The 15,855-nt window shown below is 55.5% G+C and carries 16 protein-coding genes; 6 read left to right on the plus strand and 10 right to left on the minus strand.

All coding sequences use genetic code 11. The annotated features are described in order from the left end of the window. Position 1 precedes the first annotated feature (1 nt). Both HY17_RS04115 and HY17_RS04120 read right to left on the minus strand, forming a co-directional pair. Positions 2-1,225, minus strand: coding sequence for an acyl-CoA dehydrogenase family protein (locus HY17_RS04115; protein WP_034762959.1), 1,224 nt, complete (start codon positions 1,223-1,225; stop codon positions 2-4). Positions 1,226-1,238: 13 nt separating this feature from the next. Continuing rightward, complete coding sequence (locus HY17_RS04120) at positions 1,239-1,529, minus strand: putative quinol monooxygenase (protein ID WP_034762962.1); 291 nt, start codon at positions 1,527-1,529, stop codon at positions 1,239-1,241. Between the two features lie 151 nt (positions 1,530-1,680). On the opposite strand from HY17_RS04120, the gene HY17_RS20485 reads away from it, so the two are divergent. The 5 genes from HY17_RS20485 (at position 1,681) to HY17_RS04140 (ending at position 5,404) form a co-directional block, all read left to right on the plus strand. Continuing rightward, the gene (locus HY17_RS20485; RefSeq protein WP_233348621.1) at positions 1,681-1,998 is read left to right on the plus strand and encodes a glycosyltransferase; all 318 of its coding nucleotides are present in this window, start codon (positions 1,681-1,683) and stop codon (positions 1,996-1,998) included. 102 nt (positions 1,999-2,100) lie between these two features. After that, positions 2,101-2,709, plus strand: a complete 609-nt coding sequence (locus HY17_RS20490; RefSeq protein WP_233348622.1) for a hypothetical protein — start codon at positions 2,101-2,103, stop codon at positions 2,707-2,709. A 74-nt stretch (positions 2,710-2,783) separates the two neighbouring features. Continuing rightward, entirely contained in the window at positions 2,784-3,692 is a 909-nt protein-coding gene (locus HY17_RS04130; protein WP_051599661.1) for a metallophosphoesterase family protein, read from the plus strand. 58 nt (positions 3,693-3,750) lie between these two features. After that, positions 3,751-4,341 (plus strand): polysaccharide biosynthesis/export family protein, encoded by a 591-nt coding sequence (locus HY17_RS04135; protein WP_034762965.1) that lies wholly within the window; start codon positions 3,751-3,753, stop codon positions 4,339-4,341. Between the two features lie 367 nt (positions 4,342-4,708). Further along, positions 4,709-5,404 carry a sugar transferase gene (locus HY17_RS04140; protein ID WP_081812965.1) on the plus strand — a complete coding sequence of 232 codons (696 nt, stop codon included), beginning with the start codon at positions 4,709-4,711 and terminating at the stop codon, positions 5,402-5,404. Between the two features lie 84 nt (positions 5,405-5,488). Here the strand turns inward: HY17_RS04140 and HY17_RS20160 are convergent, their stop codons facing one another. From HY17_RS20160 to HY17_RS04160, 5 genes are all read right to left on the minus strand, one after another. After that, positions 5,489-5,662 (minus strand): hypothetical protein, encoded by a 174-nt coding sequence (locus tag HY17_RS20160; RefSeq protein ID WP_155843520.1) that lies wholly within the window; start codon positions 5,660-5,662, stop codon positions 5,489-5,491. A 346-nt stretch (positions 5,663-6,008) separates the two neighbouring features. Continuing rightward, a complete protein-coding gene (locus HY17_RS04145; protein ID WP_034762967.1) occupies positions 6,009-6,977 on the minus strand; it encodes a UDP-glucuronic acid decarboxylase family protein in 969 nt (322 codons plus the stop codon). Between the two features lie 12 nt (positions 6,978-6,989). Next, positions 6,990-8,015 (minus strand): glycosyltransferase, encoded by a 1,026-nt coding sequence (locus HY17_RS19165; RefSeq protein ID WP_146740149.1) that lies wholly within the window; start codon positions 8,013-8,015, stop codon positions 6,990-6,992. Positions 8,016-8,187: 172 nt separating this feature from the next. After that, positions 8,188-9,504: an O-antigen ligase gene (locus HY17_RS04155; protein WP_034762969.1), complete on the minus strand. Its 1,317-nt coding sequence runs from the start codon at positions 9,502-9,504 to the stop codon at positions 8,188-8,190. Further along, positions 9,501-10,415 carry a glycosyltransferase family 4 protein gene (locus tag HY17_RS04160; RefSeq protein ID WP_146740150.1) on the minus strand — a complete coding sequence of 305 codons (915 nt, stop codon included), beginning with the start codon at positions 10,413-10,415 and terminating at the stop codon, positions 9,501-9,503. Before HY17_RS04160 ends, HY17_RS04155 begins: the two co-directional genes overlap by 4 nt. Between HY17_RS04160 and HY17_RS20165 the strand changes: the two genes are divergently transcribed. Further along, positions 10,416-10,700, plus strand: coding sequence for a hypothetical protein (locus HY17_RS20165; protein WP_146740151.1), 285 nt, complete (start codon positions 10,416-10,418; stop codon positions 10,698-10,700). Positions 10,701-10,727: 27 nt separating this feature from the next. Here the strand turns inward: HY17_RS20165 and HY17_RS04165 are convergent, their stop codons facing one another. From HY17_RS04165 to HY17_RS04175, 3 genes are all read right to left on the minus strand, one after another. Next, positions 10,728-13,088 (minus strand): polysaccharide biosynthesis tyrosine autokinase, encoded by a 2,361-nt coding sequence (locus tag HY17_RS04165; protein ID WP_051599668.1) that lies wholly within the window; start codon positions 13,086-13,088, stop codon positions 10,728-10,730. A 90-nt stretch (positions 13,089-13,178) separates the two neighbouring features. Continuing rightward, a complete protein-coding gene (locus HY17_RS04170) occupies positions 13,179-14,537 on the minus strand; it encodes an outer membrane beta-barrel protein (RefSeq protein ID WP_081812966.1) in 1,359 nt (452 codons plus the stop codon). A gap of 260 nt (positions 14,538-14,797) precedes the next feature. Beyond that, positions 14,798-15,805, minus strand: a complete 1,008-nt coding sequence (locus HY17_RS04175; protein WP_051599670.1) for a glycosyltransferase — start codon at positions 15,803-15,805, stop codon at positions 14,798-14,800. Positions 15,806-15,855 lie beyond the last annotated feature (50 nt).

Below are 15,855 nucleotides of genomic sequence, written 5' to 3' on the forward strand. Positions count from 1 at the left end.
GCTAAAGCCCCAGAACCATCTTGGCCATGATGTTCCGCTGAATTTCGTTGGAACCGGCATAGATGGACGTTTTGCGATAGTTGAAATAGTTCGGCGCTGCGACCAGGCCGTGCTGAGGTGTCGGACAGGTTTCATTGCCGCCGGCCTCCAGCAGGGCGATCGTGTCCTGCACGAACGGCGCGGCGTAGAACCCTGCTGCCTCAAGCGCCAGTTCGGTGATCGCCTGCTGTGCTTCAGACCCGGCACATTTCAGCATCGAGCTTTCCGGCCCGACATTCTGACCAGCCGACAGGGACGACAGCACCCGCCGCTCGGTCGCGTCCAGCATATCGATCCGGATCTCCAGCTGGGCCAGCTTGCGGGCAAAATCCGGATCGCGGATCACCGGCGCCCCTCCGGCGATTTCCTTCGAGGCGACCTTTCGGGCCTTGCGCAGCATGTGGCGCAGCCCCGGCGCATAAGCGTTGCCGCGCTCGAATTCCAGCAGGTACTTGGCATAGGTCCAGCCCTTGTTCTCCTCGCCGATGAGGGCGTCCTTGATGGGCACACGGACGTTCTCGAAGAAGACCTGGTTGATCTCGTGCTGACCCTCAGCCGGGCCGTCCAGCGTCGGCAATGGCCGGATGGTAATACCCGGCGAGGTCATCGGGAACACGATAAAGCTGATCCCTTCCTGCGGCTTTCCCGTTTTCGAGGTGCGTACCAGGCAGAAGATCATGTCGGCCCACTGGGCCAGCGTCGTCCATATCTTGGAGCCATTCAGCACATAATCGTCGCCGTCGCGGACCGCACTCATCTGCAGCGAGGCCAGATCGGACCCCGAGCCCGGTTCAGAATACCCCTGGCACCACCAGAGGTCAGACGCGAGGATCGGCGGCAGGTGCTTCTTCTTCTGCTCCTCGCTGCCAAAGGCCATGATGACCGGCGCGACCATGGACACGCCAAACGGCGCGACATTCGGCGTGCCGGCGCCGGACAGTTCGGAATGCAGAATGTAGCGCTCGGTCGCCGAGAGGCCCGGTCCGCCATATTGCTTCGGCCAGTTCGGCGCGATCCATCCGTTGGATGCCAGCTTCTTCTGCCAGGCCACCTGGCTTGCCTTGTCGACATAGCCATTCTTGGACAGTGCCATCCGGGCGCGCAGGTCAGCGTCAAAATTGACGTCAATCCAGTCGCGCACCTCTTTCTGGAATTTCAGGTCGGCGGGCGAGAGCGAGAGATCCATGGCCGCCCGTCCCCTATTCGACGATATCGAAATACTGGACGTCAGGAGCTCCAGCGAGACACGCACCCAGCGCTGGGCCGGCAGCCTTGAAATATTCGGTCTGCCCGTGGGATTTCAACGCCTCTTCGGAAGCATATTGTTCCATGAAGATATAGACGTTCGGTTCTTTCTTCGACTTGTAGAGCTGGTAGGTCAGGCAGCCAGGCTCATTTGCCTTCACCTTTGCCATCAGGTCCTTGCCGACCTGTTCGAATTCCGACTCTTTGCCAGACTGGATGGTTAGTTTTGCTACGACGCCGATCATGTTTCCCAATTCCTCCTGTTTTGTCCCACCATATGGGGTTCGGCCAGCGCGGCAAGATTGACGTTAGGGATGCCATCGCCTCAGCTTCCCTTCAGCCGTCTGGAATGGAATTTGCTCCCTTCACAGGTGAAAACATTCATCAGAGGTCGCCATGGGTGCGCATGCAATGGCTGAAATCGAACAAAACGAAGCGCCGGAACCGGCGCCCGCCTCGATTCTGGCTGTAATTCCAACGCTTAACGAAGAACGCCATATCGAGACCTGCATTCGCTCGCTGATGCGGGGCGATGCCCGGCTTCGCGACATCCCGCTGGTCGTGGCCGATGGCGGCAGTACCGACAAAACCGTTGAGATCGTCGAGCACCTGAAATCGGAATTCCCGAACCTGCAGCTGATCCACAATCCGAAAAGATTGCAGGCGGCCGCCATGAATCTGGCTGTTCTGGACGCAAGCACACCAGTTACGTAGTACGTTGTCCGATGCGACGCGCACTCGATTTACCCTGCTGATTTTATCCTATCCGTCGCAAAAGCGCTCGAGGCCACCGGTGCGGCTTCAGTCGTCATCCCAATGGATGCGGTTGGTGATACGTGTTTCGAACGTGCCAATGCCTGGATCGTTGATACGCCGCTTGGTTCCGGAGGTTCTGTTCATCGCGGAGGCAAGACATCCGGCTATGTCGACCATGGGCACCATGCCGGCTTCAACATCAATATGTACCGCCAGATCGGCGGATATGATGAGACCTTCTCCCACAACGAGGACGCCGAATATGATGAACGCGTGGTTCAGGCAGGCGGTAAAATCTTCCTCGATTCTGATATCCGCATCCGCTACATCCCGCGCGGTTCGGTTGGCCGCCTGGCGAAGCAATACTTCAATTATGGTAAAGGCCGTGCCCGCAACGTTCGCAAGCATGGCCAGCGTCTCAAGATCCGTCAGGCGCTTCCCATCTTCGCCCTTCTGGCGAGCGCTGGGGGCTTCTTGGCGTCACCCGTTTTCCTGCCCGCCCTCATTCTGCCACTTGGTTACATCGGCGTCCTGGCGGCCGCTTCGATGGCCGTCGCAGTCTGGAAAAGGTCTCCGTGCGGTCTCCTCGCCGGCCTGATTTCGGGCACCATGCACATGAGCTGGGCGGCGGGTTTTCTTAATGAAGCGATAGCCGGAACTAGGCGCTGAATCGCCCGCATCGATTGGTTTCAGACCAGAAGTCGTTATAAGTAGTTGTTAATACTTACACCCAGATGAGCAAAATGACCGACCAGACCCGGCAAAGTTTCCTGCAACGGATCAGCAACCTGACCCGATCAGCGACATCTTTGCGCGCGCGCATCCGCCGGGGCATCGGTCTCACGTCCCCTCAGGTGGAGGAGGAGGCGCAGGAACAAACACCGGTTGCCGTCACACGCCAGTCTGCCGCTCCTGATGGACAATGCGTCTACGCAATCGGAGATGTTCACGGTCGGCGAGACCTTCTTGAAAAGCTCGTCGAACAAATTGACGAAGATTCCCAATCCCTGCCAGAAGGCACGAAAAGAGTCCTTGTATTTCTTGGAGATTACATCGATCGCGGCCTTCAATCCAAAGACGTGATAGACTTCCTCATCAGCGACCGGATGAAGGCATTCGAACGGGTCTTCCTGATGGGAAATCACGAGGAGGCGCTGCTACGGTTTCTCAATGACGTCAATTTCGGGAAACAATGGGTACGCTATGGCGGCGCCGAGACACTGTATTCATATGGCCTGCAGCCACCTCAAAATGCTCGCGCTGCGATGCAGTCCCATGACGCCATGCAAGCGTATCAGCGCGCCTGGGACAAAGTCTGGACCGAGTTCCGCAATCGCCTGCCTGAGCAACATCTGAAATTCTACCAGAACCTCCAGCACTACTATGTGACCGGAGACTACCTGTTCGTGCATGCTGGCCTGCGCCCGGGAGAAATGCTCGAAAACCAGACCGTGCGGGACATGCTGTGGATCCGTGAAGAGTTCCTGGACGCGGAGGAACAGTTTCCTCAGGTTGTCGTGCATGGCCACACGCCGACCGACGACGTATTTCGCGACGATCGGCGGATTGGCCTTGATACCGGTGCGTTCATCAGCGGGAAACTTTCTGCTGTTCGGCTGTTCAGGGATGAAGTTTCCTTCATTTCCACCTGAAACTCTGGAATAGGTCTTGCTAAGCAGCAGACACGCCTAATCTGGGAGAAAAGAGACGATGAATTTCCTGCGCCCCCTCGTCACAGCCGTTCTGGGCAGCCTGCTTCTGGTTGTTGCCGCCTGTGAATCCGCGGTCCCTTCCGCACCAAGCCCCGTTTCTGGAGAACGCGTGGTGCAGCAGCAGGCAATAAGCGCCTACACGCTTGGCAACGGAGACCAGCTCCGGATCACAGTATTCGGCCAGCCTGACCTTTCCGGCCAGTTTGAAGTCGATGGCACTGGCTCCATCTCCATGCCGCTGATCGGCCAGGTCGAAGCCCTTGGCCTCACCACACCGCAACTCGAGAAGCGCATCGTGGAGATGCTGGAAGGTGACTACGTCCTGAACCCGCGGGTCAGCGCAGAAGTCATCAACTATCGTCCCTACTATATTCTCGGCGAAGTAAACCGTCCTGGAGAGTATCCATACACGTCCGGACTGACTGTCGTGAATGCCGTTGCCGCCGCTGGTGGTTGGACCTACCGCGCCAAGAAAAACGTCGTGTACATCAAGAGCGTCAACTCGCACGAAGAGCAGGCAATTGAACTGACCACGTCAACCATGGTTCAGCCTGGCGACACAATTCGCATTAAAGACCGCGTCTTCTGATCGCTCTGGCGACAGACCACACCCCGAATCAAAGCGGCAGTGCTCAATGGCACTGCCGCTTTTTTTTCGTATCGAATTGGCACGCACGTGACACGTTCTGGCACACGCGAATCCCTCAAAGCCCCGAAAACGACGCGTTGTGATTAATAAATGCCCGCTGCCTGCCGATTACTTGAAAAATACTTCGCCTAGCAGGCGAATTTCGGGAAAAACCCTCAAATATTTGGGCTAATCCCGGTATACAGATTGCAAACGTCCCCAAATGAAATAAAGGTTTCCTTGCTCTCAAAGTTAACGACTGTTGGCTTGGGCGTGAGGAATTCCGGGAAGATTTCTTACGCCGTTCGGTAGAGTTCCGGGGACAGTTATGGGTCTGAGACTAACAAATCAATCACGTCACGCGGAAACGGCCGCATACTCTTCGACGCGCCTCGATCGCGCAGAGTATCAGGAGAATACGAGTGCCAAACGTATTCTCGACATCATCATCGCGAGCGTCGCGCTTGTGTTTGTGTTCCCGCTCCTGCTTGTCGTGGGCATCCTCATTCGCATGCAGGATGGTGGCCCCGCCGTTTACGCCCAGAAGCGTTACGGTCGGAACGGGCGCACCTTCAAATGTTTCAAACTCCGCTCCATGGTCGCAAATGCCGATGACCGCCTTCGGGAGATCCTGGCGACCGATCCTGCAGCCCGCGCCGAATGGGAAGCGACGCAGAAACTCGTGAACGATCCGCGCATCACGCCACTGGGTCATTTCATCCGCAAGACGTCGATCGATGAATTGCCACAGCTCGTGAATATCCTTCGTGGAGACATGTCGCTGGTCGGTCCGCGCCCGATCGTTGAAAACGAGATTGCCAAATATGGCGAGTTCTACAGGGACTACTGCGCTGTCCGCCCGGGCCTGACCGGCCTGTGGCAGGTCGAAGGCCGCAGCGACACCACTTACGAAGAGCGCGTACAGCTGGACGCCAAATACGCCCGCACCCGCACTTTTGTCAGCGATATCATGATCATGCTGCGCACGGTGCCAGCCGTTCTGATGTCGCGCGGCGCTCGTTAATCCCCAGCGACAAACTTCTCGCTCATAAACAAAGAGCCCCGGTGCGATCACCGGGGCTCTTTGTTTTGGGTGGCTTTTACAATCTTAACCGAACAATGCGACCGCTGAGCTGATAATGCCTGCCCACAGCAGAGCGCTCAATCCAACGATGATCAGGAGACGTGCCCAGACAGGCCATTTGTCATAGGTTTCCTTCTCGGTCTGGATACCGGCGTCCCAGCCGCGATGCGCAATGGTGGCATTCGCAATATCGACCACAGGTCTGCTCCCTGGCACAGAAGAACTGGCATTGCTCATCAGCACGTATCAGTCCCTCAAACTCTTAAAAGCGCGTTAAATCCGCTCCTTCCACGAAACTCATGACAGAAGTTATGGTTCCAACCTTGTCAGGAATGGGGCCACAAGGAGTGCCTGTTGTGGTTGTCATATCCTTAACCTTTGCCACTCCCTGAGAAAGGTTCGCCACCGAAGCCGAGACGATACCAAAGACCGGACCTCACAAGGCTGGATTGTCAGCGAAAAGGGCCCCACCCGATTGGGTGAGGCCCTCACAAAATGTTTTTCTGCCTCAAGCCGTAACGCAAGTTGCAGTCTGTCTGTCAGACTAAACCAGTTCTTTGGTCTCTCTCAGGAGATCATCAAAGTAGGCGATTGTCTTCGTCAGACCCTCACGAAGCTCAACCTTCGGCTTCCAGCCCAGCTGCTCAACCGCCTTTGAGATATCTGGCTGACGCTGTTTGGGATCGTCCGCCGGCAGCGGCAGACTGATAAGCTTGGAGGATGTCCCGGTCAGATCAATAACAGTCTCGGCAAGCTCCCGAATGGTGAATTCTTTTGGATTCCCGATATTGATCGGACCTGTTGTTTCCTTGGGCGTACTCATGAGGCGCAGAAAACCGTCGATCAGATCATCGACGTAGCAGAACGACCGCGTCTGGTCGCCATCTCCGTAAATCGTGATGTCCTCTCCCTTCAGCGCCTGGACAATGAAGTTCGAGACGACCCGGCCATCTCTCGGATGCATGCGGGGACCATAGGTATTGAAGATCCGGGCGACCTTGATTTCCAACCCATGTTGGCGATGGTAATCAAAGAAGAGCGTTTCAGCGCAGCGCTTCCCCTCGTCATAACAGGACCGCGGTCCAATCGGGTTCACGTTCCCCCAGTATTCCTCTGTCTGCGGATGTACGATAGGATCCCCATAGACTTCCGAAGTCGAAGCCTGAAAAATGGGAGCCCCCAGGCGTTTAGCCAGTCCGAGCATGTTGATCGCGCCATGCACACTGGTCTTGGTCGTCGCCACGGGATCGTGCTGATAATGAATCGGGGAAGCCGGACAAGCCAGATTATAGATCGCGTCAACTTCAATATAGAGTGGGAAAGTCACATCGTGACGCATCAATTCGAAATTCGGGTGGTCGAGCAGATGCTGAACATTCCGTTTTGCCCCAGTGAAGAAGTTATCAAGGCAAACCACATCTTCCCCACGTTCAATCAGACGATCGCAGAGGTGCGAGCCGAGAAAGCCAGCGCCGCCGGTGACGAGCACCTGTCGTTCCAAAGTAAAGTCCATTTTCAATCGCCTTTAAGCATATTCAGTTGACTGATCCGCGCCTGCCATTCCGGCCCGCGCATAAGCTTGCAAGTAATTCTTTGCAGAATTCTCAAAGTTCAACGTCTCTTCGACAAATTTTCGGGGATTGAAATTCTCCCGGGCCGACCAGAAATCAATCCACTTTGTCTCGAGGTTCTCTGCCTTAAAATGCAGTCCGCAACGCGAGTCGAAATATGGCGTAGAGGTACACGGAACAGGTTCATCCGACACTTCCGCTGCCTTCGGATTGGGCCAGATGCCCTCATCCCAGGCAAAAACCGGCACATTCATCGCCAGACATTCCTGATACGCCATACCTTGAGTTTCTGAGTGCGCGAAAAAAGCCATAGAACGGCTTCGCTTCAATTTGTCGATATAGTCGTCATAAGCATATTCACCGTAGCGGATGACTGTGTAAGTCAATCCCTCGCGCTCCAGACGCTCTATGAGCGGCGCAATCAAACGAGAATAATTTGCCTCCCGATCAAAGTATATTTTGTCGTAGATGAGTACATCGAAAGTCTTGGGACTGCGGGCAGAGTCCGGGAACCTTGTAATATCGAAGCCGCCGAACCAGAGAGCGAGTTTGTCGCCCCACATCGGCTCAAACATGTTCCTGGTCCACTCACACGTTTGCAGGTAGACTTTGTTTCTTGGGTCTGAAAGCAGAGCGGTGCTTTCATTGGGAATGTCGTAAAGCCCCGGCCCCAATAATCTTGGGTTCGGCAGTGCGTCGACTTTCGGGATTACACTGGGGTAGCCAAGAACGCCGATTGGCTGATCGGGATACTTCCGCGCCAATCTGAAATTGTTAACGTGAACTTCGACACCTGCGGTCTCAAGCGCTTCTTTGAGCATGAAGAACCAAGTATAGAATCCTGTTCTGACTTGCCGGCCGCGCAGCTTCCTCCACGCATACCTTGCGTGTCTGCGGACCTCGCCCTTCAACATCGGACCGAGCGCTTCATCTGCTGTCCGCTCATAACCGTCGTAGAACAGAAATACTTTGTCTCTCATTTCGGACCGCATGCTCCTGCTCTCTTGCCCCGCGAATTCCTGCAATGTTCAAGCCAATTCGTCACCGGATCAAATACGCGACATCGCCGGCCGACCCTTAGTAGTTGAATGCCGGTTACGGGAGGCTTACGCCGCTATAGGAAATCCTCGTGCAGCCATACATTCTTGCGTTTCAGGTGCGCTTACGAACGTACTTGTTCGCATCGGATCCCGTCACACGGACCGGAATGTATCCTTCGAACTTTCGACGTCCCGCGGTGAAGGCCGAAATCGATGCCAGAATCATAACATTGACTGGAGTGTTAAACACGCCCCATGGAGTCGATTCTGTGAAACTCATCACGAAGACGATCCCCAACAGTAGCAACAAGGCCGTCGCTTCGAGGTCTTTAGAGGATAACCAATTGCGAATTGCGTTCTGAGCTTGCCACATCCAGGTGGCGATGAAGAGAGTCCAACCGACATAACCCAGATGAACACGCACTTCCATGTAAGCGTTATGGAACGACAATTTTGTTCCGTAGGGCTTGAAGTCATAGAAGTTGATCGATTGTGCAGCACCATTGTCGTACTGCCAAAACCCTGCGAGGCCAGTGCCCGTAATCGGATGCTGGTCCTGAATCACGCGCCCAGCAGCCCAGATCGCTTTCCGACCGCTAAAGGTAGAATCCTTGCCGACAGCCTGAAGAAAGTCCCCTAGAAAATCTTCTTCCGGCATCGCCAGTGCGATCGTGGCAACGACAAGGATAAGAACGATACCCGCCGATAGCAAAAGGCTACGCGCATACTTGACCCGCCCCATATCGATCCAGAGGAACCTCAGAGCCAACATTCCGACAATTCCTCCGGCCCCGGCCACGAGATTGGTCGCAGAATTGGCCGAATAGACAAAAACCGCCCCCATGAGAATAAAAGGAATGGCGGCAACCCGGACCCATACAAGTTCCTTTTTGTTCAATGCAGCCGCCAGAGAAAGCAGCATCATAAAGTTCATCTGCAAGGCGACATAATTCTTGGATGGATACGGTCCGCCATACTGAATGTTCTGGAATTCCTTCAGCACCATGAAGGCTGCAATCCATCCTGCGAACATCAGACACCGCATAACCCTGCGGGCATCCATCAATGACACAATCGTCACCATCATCAATGGAGTCAGAATGTAATAGGCTGCCAGCTTGAGTGCTTCCGATGGATACGGAGACCAAAGAATCGAGGACAAACCGAAAGCTGGCAGCATGAACAGCGGCCACGCCCTGATAATCGTTGGAAAGACTACGGCGCTCTTAATCGCTACTAAGCCTAAAATGGCTAAAACCAACAGATATCGAGCCGCGGTAACGCCGGGAAATTCGATGTAGGTGGAAAAGAACCAGCCGGTAGCAAGCGCCTGGAGCCATATTGGTGAGTTCTGTTCATCGGAGAAGACCTTGGCCCATACCAAAGTCGTCTGATCACTCACTTTCATTTTGCGAGATATGAAATTCATTCCGCCGCCCCTTCCGAAAGAACTTCACCAAGAAGGTCTGACAAAAAGCCCGGCGGTTGAACAAAATCTTCCACAGGACACTTCGCAAGGGCACCGGCGCAGGCGAAAATCCCGCTCGGCTCATTCGCGAGGCGGGAAATCAGTGATGGCAGTGTCGTTTCAAGTGGCTCAGCAACTTCAAAACCGCCTCGATGCCGGGAGATCCATTGAGCGGTTTCGGTCCCAACGGGGGCAATACCGGGAACACAATAGTATCCGCCTTCGTAGATGCGATTTGGCAGCAACCAGACGGAATTGAAGCCCGCCTCCATGAAATCCCCTGCCCAAACCAAATCGAGATGACCATACAATTCCGACAGGTCTTCCGGTGACTTGTAGCGCCCATGATAGACCATGTTTGGATGTTTTGAGACTTCCGGCTCAAACACCGGGATTTCGCGCCTGGCCGGAACCCCATAAAGGTGGATTTCCAGCGTATCCGGAAACTGGTCTGCCAGACCGCAGAGCATATCGAAAGAACGTTGGCACCGCAGGACACCAACCCACCCGAGGCGCATTGGCCGGTCAGCCGCAGGCGCTTCAGGAACCGGCCGTGGCCCGTACTCTGCTCCCGCTGCGAGGCGGTTCTCTACGAGAAAGGCCCGGTACTGACCTGGATAATATCGCTCGAAATGGTTTCGCAGGAATGCAGGTGAACTGACGATCAGGCCTATTGTTCGCCGTAGAAGACTGCGTTCCAGCCGGCGCAGTGCCTTGCCGATCAGATCCTGCCGGCACAAGAGACGGTGTATGTCCAGTGACTCGTAAATCACCGGGGTATCAAGTCCCGCCTTATGCTTGGCCAGGAAAGCGCACGCGAGCATATCCAGATTGCGCGCAACAATAACATCCGCCTTTGCCAGGTCTTCCATTTGCGCAGCTGCTATTGCAGCCCCGGAAAAGACCTGCCGAATCCTCTGAAGGAACGCGCCGTCTGCCGTCAGGCCGAGATCGATATTCTTCCACTCTGTCGGCTGAACATCGCCACGGCGCATCATGAAACCCGTGACGGTTACGCCATCGTCTTCGAATCCCCGCACGCGGCGTCGGATCGCGGCGTCACCAGCGTCATGGCCGAAATATGCGACACGCAACGGCCGCGAGCCCTTCACGGCCTCGCGCTCCATGGATGGTTTCGCGATCCGCGCATTTCCTGACATGGAACCGTCTCGCTTCGTGCCGGTTTATTCAAATCCCACAGGGACTTCTTCTTCTTTCGTGCCCTTGGCCTTCTCCGGAGGCGTTTGCATGGCCACAGGCCGATTTCCGCCTTTTTTCCGTTTACCAGCACCATTGAGGTCAAAGCCGAACACGGACTTCTTGCTCTCCATCTGGTAGTATTTGCGGTAGGCTTTGTAGCTGGCACCTGGGTCTCGGTGATGACGACGGCGGTTCAGGTCAACCATATTGAGCGTTGCGCCGAGTACGTCCGCATTGAACGAGCGCAGCAGGTTCAGCGATTGCTTCACGGCAGCGCGGGTCGAATGACGCCAGCGCACCATCAGGATCGTTTTATCAACCTTACCTGCAACCACGCGGGCCTCGGCCATTAGAAGCAGCGGGCCCGTATCGATCAGGATCAGGTCGTACATCGACCGCAGGCGGGAAAGCAAATCATCAAAGGCGCGGGTACCAAAGACATCATGCGGCGTATGGCCGGACTGGGATAGCGGAAGGACATCCAGCATCGTCTTGCTGTCCTTCTGGATCGCATCCGATAGCTGACCGGCGCCAAACAGATGTTCGATAAACCCGATCTCCGGCGACATGCCTGCCGCTTCCGTCAATTGTCGCCGGCGAAAGTCACCGTCGATCACAATCGTGCGCGAACCGGACATAGCTGACATGCGACCGAGGCTCAGCGTGAGACTGGTCTTGCCTTCATCTGGCAGGGACGAGGTAATCGCCACCGTCTTGGTCTCGCTATCAAGGTCCGAGAACGCGATTGCGGCCCTGAGATAGCGAACACTTTCCGCGTACGCTGATAGTGGATTTTCCACCAGGTAGTCCGCAGGGTTCGTCTGGCCAAGGCCGAACAGGCTGGAAGCCCGGATCAGCGGCACGGAACCAATGGCAGACACACCAAGCTTGCGTTCAATGTCTTCCGTCGAACTGATTTTAGCATCGAACATCTCTGCGATGATCGCCATCGCCGCACCAATCGCTGCGCCAAGGATGGCTCCGATCAGCAGGTTCAGCCGCTTCTTTGGCGCGGCCGGACTGTTTGGCACGGAGGCCGCAGACAGAATAACTGCGTCAGCCTGGACGAGATCGTCCTGAACACTGGTCTCTTTGGAACGCGCAATGAATTCTTCGTAGAGTACTCGGCTGGTTTCTGCATCACGTTCAAGCTCACGCAGCCGGACGCTCGCGATGGAGTTGTCGCGCAGTTGGGCGTTGGCTTGATTGATACGGGCCTGGATCGCATTGACCTGGTCCTGTTTCGCCTTGACCTCGCTTTCAAGGTTACCAGCAATACGGTTCACTTCCCCCGTCAATTGACGCTCGACGTCACGCACCTCGTTCCGGGCGCCAATCAGTTCAGGGTGCTGAGGACCGAGTTTTGTCTCCAGTTCTGCCACACGCCCACGCAGTGTAGAAAGCTGTTCCTTGAGACGGGAAATCAATGGAGAATCGAGCACTTCACTGATGCCATCAACACCGGCACCGGAATCGATCTGCCGGCGCATGTTCTCATAACGGGCCCGGGCTTGGCTTAGATCGAAATCGAGCTGAGTTTTCTGCTTGGTCAGGTCGGCAATTTTTTGTTCCGCCAACGTGGTACCCATCGCAGTGTCCAGGCCATTCTGTGCCCGATACAGCTCCACGCGGTTTTCCTTTTCCGCCACTTCATCGCGCAGACCGGAAACTCGTTCACCCAACCATTCCGTGGCGCGGCGGGTTGCATCCAGCTTCGTATCCAACTGCTGCACGCGGTATTGGTCTGCAACGGCGTTCGCCAATCGAGCTGCCGTCTCAGGGGACGTCGACACGACAGTAACAGTCAGCAGGTAGGTTGTTCCCACACGAGATACGCTGACCCGGTTCGTCAGTGCCTGGACCACCGAGGACATGATGGCGGCTTCACGCTCTTCAGCGCTGAGGCCTGCATATGGGTCAACCCGCTCCGTCCGCATACCAAGGCTTTTCTTGATGGGTCTTGTCAAACCATCGATCAGGCCCGGTTTGTGCTCAACGAGGGTCCAGTTGAATTCCGGGTCCTCGATGAGTTTCTGACGCTCCGCAACTTTGGTCAGAAGGGACTTGGAGCTGATCACCATCACTTCGGTATCAATGACCGCAGTGTTGGCAACAATACCGCCCAACACACTTCCAAGATCGATAACGTTTTCCTGGTTGGCGCCCAGCTGAATTGTCGTCGACGCCTTGTAGATCGGTGTCGCTGTGAACGTGATGTAGGCAACTGCCAGAAACACGACCAGAAAACCGGTCATGATCAGCCAGAACCGGCGATAAACAATGCCGACCAGAGACTTCAGGTCAAAGGATGTGTCCTCACCGGCCGGCGCATCATGGCCGGTCATCTGTGAAGGTAGTTCGAAGCTGAAACTCTTAGTCAAAACACTGTACCGATGATTGGAGTGAGCTGAAGGCGCGGATTAGTCCGCAATTGCTTAGGGGTGGAAACGAAACTCGACGCCGACCATGTCGATTCCATACGATGGCACGAATGCGACGTTTGCTCCGTTGGAATCCCAGTCCAGGTGCCGTGCAAAGGCATCGATGTGGAGACGCTTGTTCATCTTGTAAGTCGCCGCCACACGATAGTTTGTGATCTCGTCAGTGCGGTCGATTTCCTGATAGTCGAAGTCGGAGAAAGTGACCTGCGCTGACAAGATGAGATTCCGGCGAAGCTCATGATCAATTTCAGCACCGTAATTCGTCGCGAGCGCACTCGGCGCTTCAAAGATACCAGTGTCCGAAACGCGCCGGCTGCCCGTGAAGGTCACTGTCGTCAGGCGTGACGGGAACCACTGAATCCGACCATCGACAGAAACACCATCCACATCCGAGAAATAGTTGTCTTTCTTGTCTTCATTGAGATAGCCGAGCGCAACATCACCGCGGATCAGGGACTGAAGCTCAAAATCCACACCAGCAGCGATCGTATATCCTTTGGAATCACGGCTGCGCGGCAAGCCGCCAATAATTTGCGTGGTATCAAAAGAAGTGTCGTGAGCCGTTCCCTGAACGAATACCGCCAGGTCAGGTGACACCGCGTATGTCAGGCGTGAGCGAGCGTAGGTATCTTCGTTGTCACGGAAATCCTGATCCGACACGGCACCAGACCCAATGATACGACCGTCTTTATAATTGTAGTCTCGAACGCCAACCGCATTGGCCCAACGAAACCGGTCATTCGCGTAATTGGCACTCACTTCTGCGCCAGCGGCGGTGTACTCGATCGGCTTTTCCAGTCCGCCGAGTCCAGCCGGATCATAGCGTTGCAGCACCGATTGATCGGCAAATGCGCGTGCACCAAGCGAGAAATCCCGAGTCACATCGAGCCGGCCATTCACGCCAGCATAAAGTGACGGCGCGGATTCGTCTGACAGGTCGAGATATTCGTTCTGATACGCGGATACGTCGAAACCGACCTGATGGACATTCCAATCCGTCCGCCCCACTGCCTCGCCGCCAATGCGGACGATGACGTCAGATTCTTCGTTGGTGTCCTGTGCATAGACATTCGAATTGTAGGTCGCACCGAGGACTGCGGTCGCATCCACCAGGAAGGTACCAAGACGAAGAGGCTCCGGATCGAACTCCGGCTGGCGGCGATCTTTTACGGCTTCGTACTTGTTTCTGCTGTAGTAATTGTCAGCCCCTTGCCCCTGCGCCATCGCGGTTCCCGCAACGAGGCTGCCACCTGCAACCGTGAGAAGGCAAAGTTTTTTTACGTGGTTCATGTGTCTGAGTTCCCTCACAAATTGCGCCGGATGACCGCTCTGTTCGCCGTTTACCTCAATCATTTTGCAAGTGTCATACCATTGACCTGCAAGGTTTCAGGAGGCTGTTAACCTTTAGATACACGAGAACTAGCCGTTTCGGCGAGTTTTCCTGCCAACCTCCCCTGTTGCGCGTACCTTTTCAAGCGGCGTCGCTTCAAACTCACAAAATTAACTTTGTCCCGGCAGGTGACTAATTTTGAGACAGAATGCCCCGAACACAGTTCGTGTGGCTCGTCGAAAACGCCTCAAGACGGTTTCCCTGCGCCCGGAGGACGATTGCGTCAGGCTGAATGCCTGGCCGGACCGCCGTTTCCGCTAATCTTGTTTCCGACCGCCTTAAGCAGATTGCCTGCGACATGAAGGCTTGCGGGGACAGAAATCATGAAAGCTCTCAAGAGTCCGATCGGGTTCTTGGCACGTACGGCCGCAATCGCTGTCCAGGCAGCCCATTCCTTCTCGCAATACCGTGTATAGCCGGCAAACGCGGCGCGCTCGGCCGGGGCGAGCCCTTCACACTTGAGGAAATTGCGCCCCATAAGAGCCAGCTTCCGGTGGTCACTTGCGCCTTGTCTGTGAGATGCCGATCCGTCCCGAACCACGAAAACATATCCCATCGGATCCGTCAGGACAGCCCTTGCGCCGCCGACCAGCAAACGCGCATACAGCTCGAAGTCTTCGCCGAACCGAATGTCCGATTTGTAGGGCTCGGATCCCGCCGCCGCCGCACCGCGCCGGATCAGTGGTTTAAGAAAACCAAGTTCCGAGCGCTCCATCTCGACCGCGTAGGAACGATTAACAAACAATTCTGCGGTCAGCGGGACGTCCCCCGGTGGTTTCTCAGGCCACAAGTGTCGGGTTACAGTCTCCGGCGCGCTGGTTGAGCTTATCAACAGATTGTCGGCAACAATATCAAATCCGCCTTCGCGCGCTTTCTCCAGCAATGATTCAACCCGTTCCGGTAACATGAAGTCATCGCTGTCGAAGGGCGTGAACCAGCCCGCATCCGTTTCCCGCAAAGCCCGGTTTCTAGCAGCCGCCGGGCCGCCGTTCTGCACCATTTTCAGAAAGGTCACATTGTCGAATCGACGGGCATAGTCCTCGGCAATCTCCGGACCGGCGTCCTGCGACCCGTCATCTACGACCAGTATCTCGAATCGAATCCCTTCAGGCGGTTTCTGCGCAACCGCACTTTCCAACGCGCGCGCAATATTCGCTTCATCGTTGTAAAGCGGAATAATGATCGCGACCTTTGTCTCGTCATACGTATTTGAGGCGGGCTCTGCCGGCATAAGTTCTGACTTACCTGTTCTCAACGGGCACAATATGCAAATTCGGGGCA

Origin of the sequence: Hyphomonas sp. CY54-11-8 (genome assembly GCF_000682735.1) — a bacterium.
Taxonomy (GTDB): Bacteria; Pseudomonadota; Alphaproteobacteria; order Caulobacterales; family Hyphomonadaceae; genus Hyphomonas.